We start from the raw sequence: 18,763 nt of genomic DNA on the forward strand, positions 1-18,763 counted from the left end.
TTTAATCTAGTATCATTTCAGGAATATCTCCTTCAATAATTAGCTCTACTTCTGTTGCTTTGATAATATCTTCTACAGAAACACCTGGAGCTCTTTCTAACAATTTCATTCCATTAGGTGTAACCTCTAGCACAGCAAGTTCCGTCACAATCTTTTTCACACATCCTACACCTGTTAACGGCAACGAACATGCTTTTAAGATTTTCGATTCACCTGCTTTATTCACGTGCATCATCGCTACAATAATATTTTCTGCTGAAGCAACTAAATCCATTGCTCCACCCATTCCTTTTACCATTTTTCCTGGAATTTTCCAGTTGGCGATATCTCCTTTTTCAGAAACTTCCATCGCACCTAAAATAGTTAAATCCACGTGTTTTCCTCTGATCATTCCAAAACTCGTTGACGAATCAAAGAAGGATGCCCCTGGTAAGGTGGTTATCGTTTGTTTTCCTGCGTTAATTAAGTCCGCATCTTCATCTCCTTCAAAAGGGAATGGACCCATTCCTAAAACGCCATTTTCACTTTGAAAATCAACATTCATTCCTTCTGGTACATAATTAGCCACAAGTGTTGGAATTCCAATCCCTAGGTTTACAAAAAATCCATCTTGTAATTCTTTTGCAATTCGCTTTGCAATACCTACTTTATCTAACATAATTTCTCTTTAAACGGTTGGTTACTTTCTTTGACGAACAGTGCGCTGCTCAATTCTCTTTTCGTATTTTTCTCCTTGAAAAATACGTTTTACAAAAATACCAGGCACGTGAATTTCGTTGGGATCTAATGTTCCAATAGGTACTAATTCCTCTACCTCAGCAACCGTAATTTTTCCAGCACCTGCCATACATTCATTAAAGTTTCTCGCTGTTCCTTTAAAGATTAAGTTCCCTGCTTCATCGCCTTTCCATGCTTTTACAATAGCAAAATCCGCATCAAAAGCTTCTTCTAAGATATGAGGTTTTCCATTAAAAACACGTACTTCTTTTCCTTCGGCTACTTCTGTTCCATACCCTGCTGGAGTGAAGAAAGCGGGAATTCCCATCTTAGCAGCTCTACATTTTTCTGCTAAAGTTCCTTGTGGAGTTAACTCTACATTGAGTTCTCCAGATAGCATTTGACGTTCAAACTCTGCATTTTCACCAACATAAGATGAAATCATCTTGTCAATTTGGTGTTTTTGCAACAACAAACCTAGACCAAAATCATCTACACCGGCATTATTAGAAATACACGTTAAGCCTTTTGTATTCTTGCGAACAAGCTCTGCGATTGAGTTTTCAGGTATTCCACACAATCCAAAACCACCAAGCATTATCGTCATATTATCTTGAACATCAGCTAATGCTTCCTGAACATTGGCTACTTTTTTGTTTATCATAATCTTTGGTTTAATTAACTGCTCTAAAGTATAAAAAAAACGCCTTTAAAAAAAGGCGTTTTCAATATTAGAAATCAAATTCATTTGTGTCTAGTTCGGTGTCTTCTGTTTCTGCTTCTTGTACAATCTTCGTACAATCAACTCGGATAGACAATCCTTCAGGAACCTCGAAAGCTGATTTAGAAACGTGTAGTGTTTTATCAGCATAACACTTATTCATAAACAAGCCCCAAACAGGTAAAGCCATAGTTGCTCCTTGTCCATATAACATGGCTTTAAAGTGAGCTGCACGATCATCATTACCCACCCAAACACCTGTTGCAAGGTTTGGAACCATTCCGATAAACCATCCATCACTATTATTCTGTGTCGTTCCGGTTTTACCAGCAATTGGATTTGTAAATTTATACGGATGCCCCGTCACGCGTTTGTATCCTGGCCCTTGCCACGTCGTTCTCAAACGCACCCCAGAACCACTTTCAGTTACCCCTTCAAGTAATTTTACTACCGTATAGGCAACATCCTTACTCAATACATCTTTTGTTTCTGGAACAGCATTAAATAAGATTACTCCGTTTTTATCTTCAATTCGAGTAACAAACACTGGTTTTACGTAAATTCCTTGGTTGGCAAACGTACTGTAAGCCGCTACCATATCACTTACGGTAATATCAACCGCACCAAGTGCAATTGCAGGAGTTTGTGGAATATCAGAAGACACTCCTAGGTCTCTTGTCATATTCACTACAGCTTTTGGCCCTACTTTATCCATTAACTTAGCCGTAACGGTATTCACTGATCCTGCTAACGCTTGTTTTAGCGTCATGATTCCCTTATAACTTCTATTTGAGTTTTGAGGTGACCAATCTTGACTAATTCCATATCTCCCTTTCGGCATCGTAAATGGAGAGTCAATAATCGAATCACAAGGCGAATAATGCAATTGTTCAATAGCTGTTGCATAGACAAATGGCTTAAATACCGAACCGACTTGTCTTGCTCCTTGACCCACGTGATCGTATTGGAAATGTTTGTAGTTGATTCCACCAACCCAAGCCTTAATATGACCCGTTTGCGGTTCCATAGACATCAATCCCGTTTGTAAGAAATGCTTGTAATAGACAATAGAATCTCTCGGTGTCATCACTGTATCGATTTCTCCTTTCCAAGAGAAAATGCGCATTTCTGTTTTTACTTTGAAAGAATTCAAGATTTCCTCATCGGACTTCCCTTGTTCTTTCATCTGACGCCAACGTTCTGATGTTTTCATCGCGCGATTGATAATCGCTTCCGTTTCCTTATCCGTAATATTGTAGAACGGGGCATTCTTATTGCTTTTTTGCGAAATGAAGAACTCTTCTTGTAAATTACTGATGTGTTCTTGTACCGCTTCTTCTGCGTATTTTTGCATGCGAGAATCGATTGAAACATAAATTTTCAATCCATCTCTATAAATATCGTAAGTCGTTCCGTCTTTTTTCGGGTTTTCTTTCACCCAACGTCGCATATAATCGCGTAAGTACTCTCTGAAATATGTTGCAATTCCCTCTCTATGACTTTCAGGTGTAAAGTGTAAAGATAAAGGAAGCTCTTGCATGCGAAGGCTTTCTTCTTTGGTAATGAATTCGTTCTTTGCCATTTGATGCAAGACAACATTACGTCTTTTTTGCACTAATTCGGGTCTGCGTACTGGATTGTAGTAGGCAGGATTTTGAAGCATACCCACCAACATCGCTGCTTCATCAATGGTTAAATCTTTCGGTTCTTTTCCTAAATACACTTTAGCTGCCGAACGAATTCCAACCGCATTATTGACAAAATCAGCTTTATTTAAGTACATCGTCAAGATTTCCTCCTTGGTATATTGACGTTCTAATTTCACAGCGATAACCCATTCTTTTGCTTTTTGCGCAATACGCTTAGCTAGGTTTCGAGATCCTTCTCCGTGAAACAACAATTTAGCCAACTGTTGTGTAATTGTACTTGCCCCACCGCTACTTCCCACTGAAGTCACGGCGCGTAAAGTTCCTCTAGCATCAATACCCGAGTGTCCATAAAAACGCTCATCTTCCGTTGCAATTAAGGCCTGTACCAGATGAGGAGGTAAGTCCTCATACTTTACTGGAACGCGATTTTCTAAATAAAATTTTCCAATGGTCTTACCATCCGAAGAGATAATTTCGGTTGCCACATTACTTGATGGATTTTCCAACTCATCAAAGGTTGGCATTGCCCCAAAAACTCCCCAAGAAGCACATAGGAAAAATAATACAACAGCCACACCTAAGCCCAAAAAGGCCATCCAAAAAGCAGATACATACTTTTTGAAGTCTGTGACATTTTTATTCGTTTGTTTTTTGTTTTTCATACAACTTTAAAAAACTTATTCTGCTTTTTCGATTCTAAATCCAATTTCACTAACACCTTGTAAGGCAGGTACTCCTTCAACATCGCCAAGCGCTCGAACGGCTTGTTCCACTGTTACTTTATATTTTCCTGTTTCGTCAAATGTATAATTTTGCTTTAACCACAATTTACTTTCCTTTACATCTGAAAACCCATTTCCTAAGAGTGCCCCATTGGGATCTGCCATTTGAAATTGAATCGTATCAATAACGATTGCTGTACTAGGTTTGTAGATTTTAAAAATCACAAACATATTGCTGTAAGGATACTCATTATTCACTCTAACGTTCATAAACAAGTTGTGAGAAGTCAAGGTATCTTGCACATCCCAAACAAAAGTTTTGACGTCATTTTTTTCCCAGGTTCCCTTTGTAGGCTGGTACTCATCAAAAATAACTTTGTTATCGTGTTTACAGCTGATAAACAAGCATAACAAAAGACTCAAAGCTAAATAAAGACTATTTATTTTCACCGTCTTGTTTATTTGTTGGGTTTGTATTTGGGTTTGCAGGTCGAGGTTTTCTTTGTTTCGGTTTATTGGATCTCGGCTTTTGGCTCTTTCCTTTTTCCTCTCCTCCTTGTTCATTTCCACCTCTTATCTCTTTGTTTTCACCTTTTTTATCCGATCTACCTTCAGTTCTACCCTCCGGTTTTTCATTGCGATCTCCAGGTTTACGTTCGAGTCTGCCTTCTGGTTTACGCTCTGGTCTTCCCTCTGATTTCTCATTGCGATCTTCTGGTTTACGCTCTGGTCTACCTCCGGGTCTACGCTCTGGTCTTCCTTCTGGTCTTTCATTGCGATCTTCTGGTTTACGCTCTGGTCTACCTTCCGATTTGCGTTCGCCCTCTACATTCCTAGTAGGTTTGGCTCTTGGTCTGCGTTTTCGGTCCTCTCTTCCCGTTGACGAATCCTTCTCCTCTCCTCCTTTTATTTCTGCGCCTTTTACAGGTGCATTTCCATCACGATCTGTTGATTTTCCTTTTGATTTTGTATTCTTTTTTCTTCGTTTCGGTTGATCAAAACGCGTCACACTATCTTGTTCTACCGCATTTTGGAAGTGATCATTATCCGAAGGAACATCCTCACTATAACTCTCAAGTTCGTTTCCTTTTTCATTCTGTGCGTTTAACCCTAGAATTTCCTTTACTTGTTCTGTCGTTAATACGTACCAGTTAGCCGAATTATTCGCATAAGCAAACCACATTTGTGCTTTAAAAATATCTATCTTCTGGCAAAAAGCAATTCCTTTTACGGTCATTAACTTGGTATCCGAATCGGGCATATCTTTCAACGCCTCCAAATAGGTATCTAATTCAAAATTTAAACAACATTTTAATTTTCCACATTGTCCTGCTAACTTTTGAGGATTCAGTGACAATTGTTGATAACGCGCTGCTGCAGTATTTACACTTCTAAAATCCGTTAACCAAGTTGAACAACAAAGTTCTCTTCCACAAGATCCAACGCCACCTAAGCGCGCAGCCTCTTGTCGGAAACCAACCTGTTTCATTTCAATTCGAATACTAAATTCTCTTGCAAAATCTTTAATTAACTGTCTAAAATCGACACGCTCACTTGCTGTATAATAAAATGTAGCCTTTGATCCATCTCCCTGAAACTCAACATCTGAAATTTTCATTTCTAGGTTTAAGTTGATGGCAATTTCTCTTGCTCTCATTCGAACAGGCTCTTCTTTTTCGCGAACTTCCTGCCAAATATCAATATCTTTTTGGGTTGCCTTACGGTAGATTTTTAAGATTTCTCCCTCTGGATCTGCTTTCTTCTTTTTCATCTGAACCTTAACCAGTTCACCCACTAAAGAAACAATACCCACGTCATGGCCTGGAGAACTTTCCGTTGCAACGATATCTCCCATTGCCACAGTCAATCCACTAGGATAACGATAAAAATCTTTTCTTCCGTTCTTAAATCGAACCTCAACTATATCAAAGATGCTGTCTGAATTTGGGTAAACCATATTTGACAACCAATCAAAAACTGCTAATTTATTACAGCTGTCTGTTCCGCATGTTCCGTTACTCTGACACCCTCTGGGTACGCCATTACTATCTGTCTTCGTTGAACAATTTGTACAAGCCATTTATATCTTTATGTATTTATATATTAATCCTCCACAAATGGGGAGGAATTATTTTCTCACTTTTCGTTGTAAAGATACTATTTTTTTATAGGCCGATTCAAGATTTTTTTACGACAAACTATTCGCTCTTTCTTTACAAAAAAAAGAAATAAGTTACAGATCGCTATTTTATTAGCTAAAAAAAGTAGTTAATGCCAATCCTTGCTTTCCTTACATTACAATTGTTCAACTATAGATCCGTCCATGCTCCCTGTATATTGAACAATTATTTCTACTTTTGGCATTCAAATACACAATTCAATATGGAGGAACAGATCATAGGAATCATGGGTGCCATTCCCCAAGAAGTAGATGGCATTATTGCTATTTTGCAGGATAAAACAGCTGTTACCCTTGGCAATCGCACCTATTACCAAGGAAGATTGGGCAAGCAACAAGTTGTAGTTGTTTATTCGCGCATTGGCAAGGTGGCCGCTTCTGCGACAGCATCTGCTTTATTATTGCGTTTTCATGTCAGTGAGATTATTTTTATTGGCGTAGCCGGAGGCATTGCCCCCCATATTGCGGTAGGAGATGTCGTGGTGGCTCGTGATTTAGTTCAATACGATATGGATGTATCTCCTTTGCGTCCCAAATACGAAATTCCCTTGCTTAATAAAACGTATTTTGAAACCAATGAATTGCGTTCTAAAGCCGTACTGCTACACATTGAAAACTTTCTTTCATCAGCGGTTCTTTCAACTAAAATTGCCGTTGAAGAATTAAATAAATTTGCCATTAAACAACCCAAAGTATATTTTGGAACTATTGCCAGTGGCGATCAATTTTTTTCTACCAATCAACAAAAAGAAGATTTACAACGCGCACTTCCACAAGTGTTATGTGTAGAAATGGAAGGAGCTGCTGTGGCGCAAATTTGCTATGAGTACAACATCCCTTGCAGTGTAATTCGCACCATATCGGATAAGGCCAATCAAGAAGCTAGCTTTAGCTTTGAATCCTTTGTACAGCAAATATCACAAGTTTACGGACAAGAAATTATAGCAAAATTATTTCAATAGAGCCAAGAGGTAGCATGAGCTGCCTCTTTTTTTTATTCATCGCTTGCGCAAAAGGTAGATGTAAACGGGAAAATGATCACTAAATCCGGGTTGACTACTACTATTTCTCAAGGGGTAGCCCTTATACTGCCCCTTCGCTTGAACCATAAACGGTTTTTGAAAAATACGCGCTTTCCAATACGTCCAGCTCTCATAGCTTGCCTGTAAAAATGCTTGAGTAAAAACAATTTGATCAAAAATATCCCATGCATCACGGTACGCTAAGGTGCCATAACCCCGTTTTGCCATCTTCTCCATCGGATTAAACAACCCTTGAGCCGCTACTTTCTCTTTTACTCCTTCCGCGCGCAGAATGCTTTTCATACTGGAGTTAAAAGGCCCGTCATTCATATCACCCATCGTGATAATCTTCGCCTGAGGATTGATCCGTTGAAGTGAGTCGATCATCTTTCGATTTAACGCCGCTGCGGCCTCTCTATTAGGTCGGCTCAATTGCTCCCCTCCAACTCTCGAAGGCCAATGGTTGACGATAAGGTGTATTTCCTCCCCGTCTAACAATCCCGATACCAACAATTGATCACGCGTAAAAATTCGCTTCTTTTCTTTTCTTGGGAATTGATTGTAAATATACAGCGGATGTGAAGAAGCGTGAAGAACGACAAAATGCTGTTGATCATAGAGTAAACCTACATCAATACCTCGTTTATCAGGAGAATCAAAATGGACAATACCATACTGAATCAACTGTAACTCAGCAGTTCGAACTAGATCCTCTAACACCCCCCTATTCTCCACTTCCGCCACGCCAATCAATGTAGCAGGCATTGTCGGATTCTCATCTCGTCCAATTTGAGCAATAACGCGAGCTAAGTTCCCAATTTTCTTTTCATACTTGTCTTTGGTCCAAGCACGAGCTCCACTAGGGGTCCAATCCTCATCGTAAATTTTCGGATTGCGTATCGTATCAAAGAGATTTTCAAAATTGTAAAAAGCCACCGTTCGGATCTCATACTCCTTTCCTTGTGCATAACTAAATTCCATCGAAAAATACGCAACAAAAATTACTATTTTCAAATACATATACTTTATTTCATTCATTTTTCTATCATTTATTCATTATTCTTAATTAAAATTAAGTAATAATTCAATAAAAAATTAACTTTATGAGAAATAAATCAATTCCAACCCAATTTTTAATTGAATTCGCTTATGAGAGAACTATTACTTCTTTTATTACTAGTCCATGGCTCGATGTTAACCTATGCCCAACATCGAGTAGTACTCAAGGGAACAGTAGTTGACGGACGATTCCGTCGGCCTCTTCAAGAAGCCCTTGTACAACAAAGCGGTACCGATAACTATACCTTAACGGATGCCACAGGAGCCTTTGTTTTATCTATTATTCCCCAAGACAATTACACCATGGAGGTGTCCTATCCCACGTGTATTACACAGCGATTTACCCTATCTTTTACACCCGAACAACACTTAGACTTAGGCACCGTGGTCTTAGAGGAAGATACCACAGCATTAGAGCAATTTGGTTTAATCCAGCTGACTGAAAACGACCTTGAAGACGACAATTTGGAAGCTGAAGGATCAGCAAGTTTACTCCAAGCGACAAAAAATCCATTTCAACAAGCCGTGGCTTATTCATGGAGTCAAGGGTTTTATCGCATGCGTGGGCTTGACAATGCTTATGGCAAAGTGCTACTCAATGGTTTAATCATGAATAAGCTACATCATGGGCGTCCCCAATGGAACAATTGGGGAGGATTAAACGAGGCTACTAGAAATCAAACACTTACAACCGGCGCTGCGGCTTCTCCTCAAGCTTTTGGCGGCATCTTGGGCACACAAGTCATTGACACTCGAGCTTCTCTTTTGCGAGAAGGAAAGCGTCTAGGTTTTTCTGGATCCAACACCAGTTATCGCTGGCGTTCTTTTGGACATTATGCTTCTGGCTTGCGCAAAAACAAGTGGGCCTATGTCGTTTCAGGCTCCTATCGCGGAGCCAAGGAAGGGTATTGGCCTGGAAGTAACTACGATGCAACCTCATTTTTTATGGCCCTAGAAAAACAAATCAATCCCTCACACAGTTTGAACTTGACAGGGATATACGCCAAGAACAAACGCGCTAAAAATTCTTCCAACACCCAAGAACAAATGGAGATAAAAGGAGTTAAATACAACGCGTATTGGGGATGGCAACAGGGAGAAAAAAGAAATGCGCGCTACAAAGATCTTGCAGAGCCCCTACTTATGCTCACTCATTATTGGGAGATGAATGAACACAGTTCCTTAACCACAACAGCTGGACATCAATGGGGATATCACGCCAACAGCCGATTGGATTATCAGGACAACCTCAATCCTGACCCAACTTATTACAAAAATCTCCCCAGTTTCCATCTCTCCCAAATTGATCCCGCCTATTGGCAACTTTCATCCGACGAATTTAATGCACTAGCGGAGGATGACCCTTTCAAACAAGCCACATTAGCCGCCTTACAACAAGCGGAAGAAGCGCGAATAGCCTTCAATAGCCATGGACAATTAGCCTGGGCGGATATATACAAGAAAAATCAACACTTTAATGGACAAAGTAAAATTATCCTCTATGAGGATCGACAAGAGGATCATACCCTATCCGCGAACACTAATTTTCACGCTGTACTCACAAACCACATGACTTTAAATGCGGGTATTACCTATCGTCAACTCCGGTCGTCCAATTTTAAGAAAGCCGTTGACCTATTGGGGGGCACCTACTATCAAGATAGTGATACGTTCCAAGAAGAAGGCCTGCGCGATAGCGATATGCACCATCCCAATCGCGAGATCCAAGTGGGCGATACCTATGGATATAACTATCGAATTGAAGGAAATGAGGCTGAGGCGTTTACCTTATTTACCTTCAACTACAACCACTGGAGCTTCTATTTGGCTGAGTCAATGAATTATACAGCCTATCAAAGAGTAGGTTTATACCAAAGCCCTCTTTTTCCAACAACTTCTTTTGGAAAAAGCGATCTCGTTGTATTCAACAATTTGGGTATCAAGGGAGGGTTTACCTACTACCTCTCAGGTAGGCACATCTTTCATGCAAATGTTGCATTTTACAACCAACCTCCTACCCTTCAAAACACCTTTGCCAATGTCCGTCTGAATAACAAGATCATCCCCAATTTAAAACAGGAAACTGTTTTTAGTGTAGATGCTAACTACACCTTTAGAACCGCTCAATTTCAAGCGCAAATTACGGGTTATTTGGCCAACATCCACAACGGCACACAGCTCAACACCTATTACACCGAAGGGTTGGGACTCACAGATAGCAAAGGTCAGTTGTTAAGCGAAATCCTATCCGAAGTCGACAAGCGCCATGTAGGGCTAGAACTTGGAGCAGCCTATCAACTCACTCCAACGCTGAAAATAACCACCGCAGCTGGCATTGGACAATCGTTTTACACTCGGGACCCTCGATTGCAATTATACGCCAATCACCTAACCAATCCTTTAGATTACGGTAGGTCTAAACTGACTAACTATCGTCTTGCCAATGGACCACAAACCGCTTTTTCGGTCGGTTTTGAGTATCGAGCGCCTTCTTTTTGGTTTATCAGTTCTACTCTCAGCTATCTCGCCGATGCTTACGTTCAAATCGCTCCACTAAAAAGAACGCAGAACTTCATCATGGATCCAGATAAAGTGGGACTTCCTTTTGAAAATTTAACTCCTGCTGAGCTACATCGAGTACTTCGACAAGAAAAACTTCCTGACTTTGCCTTACTCTCAATCAATGGCGGAAAATCTTGGCGGCTGTTGAACCGCACAATTATTGGCTTCTTTGCCTCGATTCAAAATCTCCTGAATTCCACCTATCGCACTGGGGGATTTGAACAGGCGAGAAATGCAACTTATGCAGAAGAAGTTGCTCGTTCCAAAGGAAATCACCCCGTGTTTGGCAGCAAATATTGGTACGGCTACGGACGTAGCTTTTTTATTCAGGTTTACTATAACTTTTAATGCTCAACCCATGAAAACAAAACAAAAAACGACAATCACCCTCATTTTCTATGCTTTACTTTTAAGTAGTTGCGCCAAAAATGACAACTTTTCACTCCCCACGCTCGATTGCATGGACCCCACACTAGTTCCCACCACAACTTTAGAAAATCTTCAAAATCTGGCAGATGCCGCTATACGTCTCTATCCCGGTGATGAACGCGATGCACTTGCAGGTCTTGTCATTTCCAGTGATCAAGGAGGAAATTTTTACAATAAATTATATATTGTCGATGAAATAACCCATAGACCCGCCATCATCAACTTAGACATGAGCGCTTCGTTTACGGAATTCCCACCTGGCACAAAAGTCGTCCTCGCCTTAGGTGAACTCTATTGCAATTATGCTTATGGCAAATTAGCAATTGGAGGGGGAATCTACACTTCTTCCAATGGAAAAAAATACATCGGTAGTATTGCTAAAAATGCCATCAGCAAATCCATTCAGAAATACTGCGAACTTGTAGACCTCGAGCCTTATACCACCACACTCCCCTTGGAAGCATTAAAAAATGAAACCGAGAAATACACCGGTCAATTGGTGCGACTTGAAAACGTACAATTTGACCGTAAATTAGTGGGCAAAAAACTATATGATCCCCTCGAGGTTGACGCACAAGGCTATACCTTGCGCAGAATAGTGGATCAACAAGGAAATAGCCTCTACATTCGAACGGGTAAACTAACCAAAGACTTTGCCGATTACACCATTCCGTCGGAAAGTGGGAGCCTCATCGGCATTATAGATGTATTCAGCAAGCAAATTCAGTTTTTTCCGCGAATCTTGGAAGACATCCACTTGGATCAACCGCCCTTTGGGGATATTGCCCCCAATCCAGAGGGTCCAGATGATGTGGAGCATCCAGAAGAAGAAACAGATCTCCCAGTAGAACCAGGTCAATCCTTGGCTTTTTCTGGCGCTGACTTTGAAAACTGGGAGGATTTTATAGCAGTACTAAAGCGTCCGGGATTAAAATTCGCCCTTGCCGCTCCAGGAGAGGGCTGGAACAACTCGACGGGATTAGTTTTTCGAGGTTCACCCACAACAACAGACAATGCCTTCACCATCAAACAAGTGCAAGTGCCCTCGAATGCAACTGCTCTTTCCTTCTTACTCAAAGGTACTGCCAATGCTAAATCGCTAGCTATTGCCTTATATCAAGATGACGGTGCCTATGTGGCTTATAATTTAGAACATCTAACGACAAGCAAAGTAATATTACCTACGTCTCATACTAATCAAGAAGGTAATGTATATAAATACAAAGGTGTAATCAATACAAACAATCAATGGATTAAAGTTATACTCTCCTTAGAAAACGTCCGTTATAATACAACTGGGGAAGGTGATTTTTTAACTTTTCGCTTTAGTGGTAAAACGGCAACTATCCCCAGTGACTACGATTTGATTTTGGATGAGATTCGATTTGAGCAAGAGCAACTAGTCGAATAGCAACACCTTCTCCATCACCAAAAATAAAAAGAGCGGCATCTAAAAAACCGCTCTTTATTCTTATTGTTCTTTGATTAAATAAATATACACCGGAAAGTGATCGCTATAGCCAGGTTCACTGTTGCTGTTTCTCAACGGATAGCCTTTGTACTGCCCTGTTTCTTGTACCATAAATGGCTTTTTGAATATTCGGGCTTTCCAATATTTCCACGAATCATATCCCTCAGTTAGATAAGCTTCGGTCAATAACATTTGATCAAATATATCCCAGGCATCTCGGTAAGCTAACGTTCCTAAACCGTCTTTAGACATTTTCTCCATCGGATTAAAGAGTCCTTGAGGTTGAACATTTTTGCGATCTCCTTCAGCTTTCAACACCTTTTTAATACTCTTATTGTAAGGTCCATCATTCATATCGCCCATGGTGATGATTTTAGCCTTGGGATTGATGGTCTGGAGTGAATCGATAATCTTCTTATTCAAAGCGGCGGCGGCTTCCCGATTGGGGCTACTGGCTTTCTCTCCCCCTACTCGCGAAGGCCAGTGATTGACAATAAAGTGTATTTCTTCTCCATCTAGCTTTCCTGTCACTAACAATTGATCACGAGTATAAATGCGCTTTTGGGTAGCGTGATCTTCCTTTTTTGCCTTCAACTGATCGTATATATACAGCGTGTGTTTAGAAGTCTGTGTAGGCACAAAGTGTTGGGTATTATACAACAAACCCACATCGATACCGCGGCGATCAGGAGAATCATAGTGTACAATGCCATAAGCACCTGGTATCATTACCGGAGCGTGAACTAAATCTTCCAACACCCCTCGATTCTCCACTTCCGCTACACCAATAATCGTCGGCATTCTTGAATTTTCATCCGTCCCAATTTGCGACATTACCCGCGTTAGATTGTCTATTTTCTTTTCGTATTTCTTCTTCGTCCATGCCTGAGCACCATCCGGTGTCCATTCCTCATCGTAAATCTTTGGATCACGAATAGTATCAAACAAATTCTCAACATTATAAAATGCAATGGTGTGAATTTGAAATTTTTTTTCTTGTGCTTGCATGTTCATAAAACAAGCACAAATCAGTATTAATGCCGATTTTCTTACCATATTACTACTAAGTTAACCTAATTTATTAAAACACCTCTTACAAAAGTAGTTATTTTTAGCTTAAAAAACTTAACTTTACTAGGAAAAGTACACGACTTTTTCAACGTAGCAGTTTAATATTAAATCGCACTTATGAGGAAACTTTTATTTGTTTTGCTTGGTGTAGTATCAACGTTTACGTTTGCACAAAGCAATCACGAGATTAAAGGGAAAGTACTCGATGCCAAATCTCAAACCCCTATCAATGCTGTAGTGGCACGAGTAGTTGGCTCCAATCTTTCCACTTTAACCAATGGTGAAGGAATCTTTGTTCTAGAAAACAATCAAATGGGTAACCAAATTGTCGTACTATCCTATCCTGGATTTATCAGTCGACAATTTCCAATTGAGGCTCAAGCGAATCAAACCATTGATTTGGGCGACATTTTCATAGAAGAAGATTTAGTGACACAAGCCCAGATAGGCTTTATCACACTGAATGAAAATGATCTAAGTGATGACAATTCCAATTCGGACACATCATCGGGATTATTACAAGCCACTAAAGACCCGTTCCAACAAGTTGCGGCATTCAATTGGGGACAGGCTTTCTTTAGAGTACGGGGATTGGACAATGAATATGGCAGAACTTTGATTAACGGAATTGAGATGAACCGCGTGTTAGATGGCCGTCCACAATTCAGTAACTGGGGTGGACTCAACGACGTCATGCGCAATCAAGAGTTTTCTTCGGGTTCTACACCTTCTGCCTATACCTTTGGTAGTATTTTAGGAACACAAGCCATTTCTACAAGAGCCTCCCATATTCGAAAAGGGTCACGAGTTACTTTCACAGGAACCAATACCAATTACAACTGGCGACCAACCTTTACACACTCTTCTGGTTTAAACAAAAAAGGATGGGCCTATGCACTATCGGGATCTTACCGGGGAGCTAAAGAAGGATATTGGGACGGAAGTAATTATCACGCTCCTTCTTTCTTTGCGGCAGTTGAGAAGAAATTCAACGACAACCACAGCTTAAATTTTTCCGCTATCTACGCCAAAAATAAAAGAGCAAAGAATTCTCCATTAACCCAAGAACAAGCCGATATTAAAGGCAACAAATACAATTCGTATTGGGGTTGGCAAGAGGGAGACAAGAGAAATTCTCGCTACAAAGATGTGGAGCAACCTATTTTTATGCTCTCTCACTATTGGACCATCAATGAAAAAAGCAGCTTAACGACAACAGCTTCTTATCAATTTGGCCATATTGCCGATAGTCGTTTTACTTATCAAAACAACCTAAATCCAGACCCTACCTATTACCAACATTTACCGAGTTTTCATACCTCGAAAATTGATCCTCGCTATTGGAGCATGTCACCGGACGAATTTAATGCATTAGATGATCATGACCCTTTCAAACAAAATACACTTGCAGACCTAAGACAAGCCGATCAAAGTAGAACGGCCTTTCGTCGAGGCGGTCAAGTAGATTGGAACTATATCTACGCGATCAATAGAGATTCTGCGAATGCCGGGAGAAGTCAAATTATACTTTATGAAGACAGACAACAAGAAAACATCCTGTCTTTCAACTCTAACTTTCGCACGAAAATCAACGCCAATACCACCTTTGATGTAGGAGTAAATTACCGTAAACTTCACTCCAATAACTACCAAAAACTCACCGATTTGTTAGGAGGAGAATATTTCAAAGATATTGATACCTATCAAGATGCTGGCCTTCAAGACAAAGACATCCATCATCCAAATCGACTAGTAAGAAAAGGAGATAAATTTGGCTATAACTACAAACTTTCTGCCGATGTAATCAACGTATTTACTCAAGTTGTTTTTGATTATGATTATTTTGATTTTTACTTGGCTCAAAACATTGGTTATACCTCGTATCAAAGAGAAGGGATATATAAAAACCCGGTCTACCTCAATGATTCTTATGGAAAAAGTGAGAACAAGAGTTTTAATAATTTTGGATTTAAGGGAGGTACAACCTTTCATATAACAGGAAAACACGCCTTAGACTTTAATATCGCTTACATCAATCAGGCGCCTTCGATCAAGAATACATTTGCCAACATACGTGTAAACAATTTCTTTGTGCCAAATGTAAGTAACGAAGATATTTTCAGCGTAGATGGTAGCTATATTTTGCGAACACCTTTACTAAAAGCACGAGTAACAGGGTATTTGACAGAAACCAAAAACGGTACAAAAATCAACTATTACTTTGGAGATGGTTTAGGGTTAACAGACAATGATGGCAGTCTGTACAACAAAGGGAATTCTTTTGTATCTGAAATCATTACAGGAATAAACAAAAGACAGTTGGGATTGGAAATTGGCGCAGAATATCAAATTACGCAAACCGTAAAAGCAACTGCAGCCGCCGCTCTAGGACAAGCCTTTTACACCAATAACCCCAATGTTTATTTATCCTCTGATAATTTGGCCCGTATGTTTGAGTATGGACAAACCTCCTTAAAAAATTACAAACTTTCCAATGGTCCTCAAACCGCCTTATCCTTAGGGTTAGAATATCGAGACCCCAAATTCTGGTTTATTGGTGCGAACATCAACTATTTGGCAGATGCCTATACAGAAGTATCTGCTATTCGAAGAACACAGAATTTTGTTTTAGATCCGAATAATTCAGGACAACCCTTTGAAGGATTGACAGAAGATAAACTGCGCGATATATTAAAACAAGAAAAGTTAAACGATTTTACCATCGTCAATATCACAGGAGGAAAATCTTGGCGCATGCCAAATCGTTCGATTATCGGATTTTTCGCCTCGATCAACAACGTTTTTGACAAAGAATACAAAACAGGAGGATTTGAACAAGCAAGAAATGCGAACTACGCACAAGAAGTTGCTAGAAATAGCGGACCGTATAACTTATTTGGCAACAAATATTTCTATGGGTATGGGCGTAACTTCTCCGTTAATGTTTACTACAACTTCTAATTCCTTTTACTATGAAAACAATATTTAAATCCATATTTTTTATCGCACTTACTACTTTTTTTGTAGCCAGTTGTGCGAAGAATGACGACTTTTCAGTGCCTTCATTGAATTGTAACGAACCTCAGGTGATCATAACCAAAACAACCGATGATCTCTATCTTACTGCCCCAACAGAAGTGGGCCCTTATAATGGAGATGCCAAAGACATCCTCAAAGGAGTGGTTATTTCTAGTGATAAAGGAGGTAATTTCTACAACAAAATCCATGTTGTTGATGAAACTACACAGAAGCCCATCATCGTCAACCTTGCAGATAAAGCTGCCTATGTGACCTATCCTCCAGGAACAATCGTTTATGTAAAACTAGGTGGACTTTATATACACAATAACGAAGGCATGGTTAATTTAGGAGGTGGTATTCAAAATGGAAAATACACATCGACTATTTCTAAAGATGTGATTCCTCAATACGTTGGAAAATACTGTAAACTAGCAGACATCAAAAAGTACAACAATACGGTAACCTTAGCTGAACTAATAAAAAACCAAAAGGAATACAAAGGAAAATTAGTCACGGTAACGGATGTACAATTTGCTCGTGGACTCGTTGGAAAAAAACTGTATGATGAAAAAGATGTTGATGCACAATATCAAACGCTGAGACAAGTGGTTGACGAAAACAACAATTCTTTTTACATCAGAACGAGCCAATATGCTACGGATTTTGTTTCTTATGAAATTCCAGCCAACAGTGGATCAATTACGGGTATATTTGATATCTTCAACAACATGATTCAATTTTATCCTCGTGTATTGGAAGACTTCAATCTGAAAGGTGATCCATTTGTTCAAGAAGAAGTTAAACCAGGTAAGTTCTTAGCTTTTCCAGGGGCTGATTTCGAAAAATGGGAAGATTTCTTAGGCGTGATTTTTAACAATCAGTTGAGTGATCCAATGGCGACTAAGGCAGAAGGTCAAGGCTGGGAGAATTCAATAGGTTTAGCTATTAAAGGAGCAAGAGATCAAAATGGTTATCTTTTTTCGGTACAAGGAGTAAAAATGCCAAAAGACGCAACGCAACTTTCTTTCTTAATGAAAGGAACTTCAGAACGATCTTTATCCATCAACATTCACAAAGCCAATGGTATCAATTACAAAGCATACAACTTAGACGCGGTATCAGGCAGTAAAGTTGTTCAGCCCAATGAAACTCCGATGGAAAATAACCCTGAAAACACAACCAATAGCTACAACGGAAAAATTGATACGCAAGGGAAATGGGTAAAGATCACTTTAGATTTAAGCTCTTTCAATGGAGAATATCACACGGAGGGTACAAGAACCTTCATCAGTTTCAAAAATGGAAATAGGGCCAATTACGATTTAATTATTGATGAGATTCGCTTTGAGGATGGAACCCCAGTAGAGGACGATGGCGGACCAGTTGATCCGGAACCAGAACCAGCTCCTGCAGATATCGTGGCCAATTTCAACAATTGGGATGAGTTTACCAGTAAGCTAAGTACGCATGGTTTAAAACCCTATGCTACGCATGCGCCTGGAGAAGGCCGAAACGGAAAAGATGCGATGAAACTTTCCGGGACAACAACAGCCAATGATTTTGTCTTTACAATCAATGGAAAACAAGCACCAGCAGGAAAGACAAAACTAGTGGTTTGGGTAAAGGGAACATCCGATAAAAAATCACTTTCGTTCAACGTCAATAAACCCGCGGGAGGCTATGATCCTTTTAATGCAGGAACCGTAGGAAATGCCAATTTAGACCTTGCCAAATTTACCACCAATCAATACAATGGCACCATTGATACGGGCGGTGAATGGGTGAAAATAACGCTCGACTTAAGTGATACAGCATACAATAGCACAGGCAGTGGAGATGTCTTCTCTTTAAAAACAGGAAGTGGATCCATTTATGAATTATTAATTGACAGTATTTATTTTCAATAAATAAACTACACAAAAATAAAAGCTCGGTTAGTCTGGACTGACCCCAAAAAGTGTCTAACTTTTTGGGGCATGTCTAGTCCGAGCTTTTTTTATTCTAAAATCAAGAAATACTTACTTTTCTATCACACTGAATTGCTATTTTATTTTCATATCCCCACATCCATTTTAATATACATCCATTTCAATATACATTCTTCTTTATCTCATTAGGTTTATATTTTAGTGTTCGATGA

12 protein-coding genes are annotated in these 18,763 nt (G+C 39.7%); 5 read left to right on the forward strand and 7 right to left on the reverse strand.

Annotated elements, in window-relative coordinates; translation table 11 throughout:
* Position 1: 1 nt before the first annotated feature.
* From FBR08_RS06020 to ricT, 5 genes are all read right to left on the reverse strand, one after another.
* Positions 2–658 (reverse strand): 3-oxoacid CoA-transferase subunit B, encoded by a 657-nt coding sequence (locus FBR08_RS06020; RefSeq protein WP_158961895.1) that lies wholly within the window; start codon positions 656–658, stop codon positions 2–4.
* Between the two features lie 21 nt (positions 659–679).
* Entirely contained in the window at positions 680–1,381 is a 702-nt protein-coding gene (locus FBR08_RS06025) for a CoA transferase subunit A (RefSeq protein ID WP_158961896.1), read from the reverse strand.
* Between the two features lie 67 nt (positions 1,382–1,448).
* Positions 1,449–3,749 carry a penicillin-binding protein 1A gene (locus tag FBR08_RS06030; RefSeq protein WP_158961897.1) on the reverse strand — a complete coding sequence of 767 codons (2,301 nt, stop codon included), beginning with the start codon at positions 3,747–3,749 and terminating at the stop codon, positions 1,449–1,451.
* A 15-nt stretch (positions 3,750–3,764) separates the two neighbouring features.
* On the reverse strand, positions 3,765–4,259 hold the full coding sequence (locus FBR08_RS06035) for a gliding motility lipoprotein GldH (protein ID WP_158961898.1): 495 nt from the start codon (positions 4,257–4,259) through the stop codon (positions 3,765–3,767).
* Positions 4,246–5,889 carry a regulatory iron-sulfur-containing complex subunit RicT gene (ricT, locus tag FBR08_RS06040; RefSeq protein ID WP_158961899.1) on the reverse strand — a complete coding sequence of 548 codons (1,644 nt, stop codon included), beginning with the start codon at positions 5,887–5,889 and terminating at the stop codon, positions 4,246–4,248. The genes FBR08_RS06035 and ricT overlap by 14 nt, the downstream gene beginning before the upstream one ends.
* A 302-nt stretch (positions 5,890–6,191) precedes the next feature.
* On the opposite strand from ricT, the gene FBR08_RS06045 reads away from it, so the two are divergent.
* Positions 6,192–6,950 carry a 5'-methylthioadenosine/adenosylhomocysteine nucleosidase gene (locus FBR08_RS06045; RefSeq protein WP_158961900.1) on the forward strand — a complete coding sequence of 253 codons (759 nt, stop codon included), beginning with the start codon at positions 6,192–6,194 and terminating at the stop codon, positions 6,948–6,950.
* Positions 6,951–6,986: 36 nt separating this feature from the next.
* Here FBR08_RS06045 and FBR08_RS06050 read toward each other — a convergent pair whose 3' ends face one another.
* Positions 6,987–8,048 (reverse strand): endonuclease/exonuclease/phosphatase family protein, encoded by a 1,062-nt coding sequence (locus FBR08_RS06050; protein ID WP_158961901.1) that lies wholly within the window; start codon positions 8,046–8,048, stop codon positions 6,987–6,989.
* A gap of 111 nt (positions 8,049–8,159) precedes the next feature.
* Between FBR08_RS06050 and FBR08_RS06055 the strand changes: the two genes are divergently transcribed.
* Entirely contained in the window at positions 8,160–10,979 is a 2,820-nt protein-coding gene (locus tag FBR08_RS06055; protein ID WP_158961902.1) for a carboxypeptidase-like regulatory domain-containing protein, read from the forward strand.
* Between the two features lie 10 nt (positions 10,980–10,989).
* The gene (locus FBR08_RS06060; RefSeq protein WP_158961903.1) at positions 10,990–12,471 is read left to right on the forward strand and encodes a DUF5689 domain-containing protein; all 1,482 of its coding nucleotides are present in this window, start codon (positions 10,990–10,992) and stop codon (positions 12,469–12,471) included.
* Between the two features lie 60 nt (positions 12,472–12,531).
* Here FBR08_RS06060 and FBR08_RS06065 read toward each other — a convergent pair whose 3' ends face one another.
* Entirely contained in the window at positions 12,532–13,545 is a 1,014-nt protein-coding gene (locus FBR08_RS06065; RefSeq protein ID WP_233266314.1) for an endonuclease/exonuclease/phosphatase family protein, read from the reverse strand.
* A gap of 174 nt (positions 13,546–13,719) precedes the next feature.
* On the opposite strand from FBR08_RS06065, the gene FBR08_RS06070 reads away from it, so the two are divergent.
* Together FBR08_RS06070 and FBR08_RS06075 are read left to right on the forward strand one after the other, a co-directional pair.
* Positions 13,720–16,563: a TonB-dependent receptor gene (locus FBR08_RS06070; protein WP_158961905.1), complete on the forward strand. Its 2,844-nt coding sequence runs from the start codon at positions 13,720–13,722 to the stop codon at positions 16,561–16,563.
* An 11-nt stretch (positions 16,564–16,574) separates the two neighbouring features.
* Positions 16,575–18,530 carry a DUF5689 domain-containing protein gene (locus tag FBR08_RS06075; RefSeq protein ID WP_158961906.1) on the forward strand — a complete coding sequence of 652 codons (1,956 nt, stop codon included), beginning with the start codon at positions 16,575–16,577 and terminating at the stop codon, positions 18,528–18,530.
* The last annotated feature ends 233 nt before the right edge of the window (positions 18,531–18,763 follow it).

This window comes from Myroides fluvii, from assembly GCF_009792295.1.
In the GTDB taxonomy this organism is placed as follows: domain Bacteria; phylum Bacteroidota; class Bacteroidia; order Flavobacteriales; family Flavobacteriaceae; genus Flavobacterium; species Flavobacterium fluvii_A.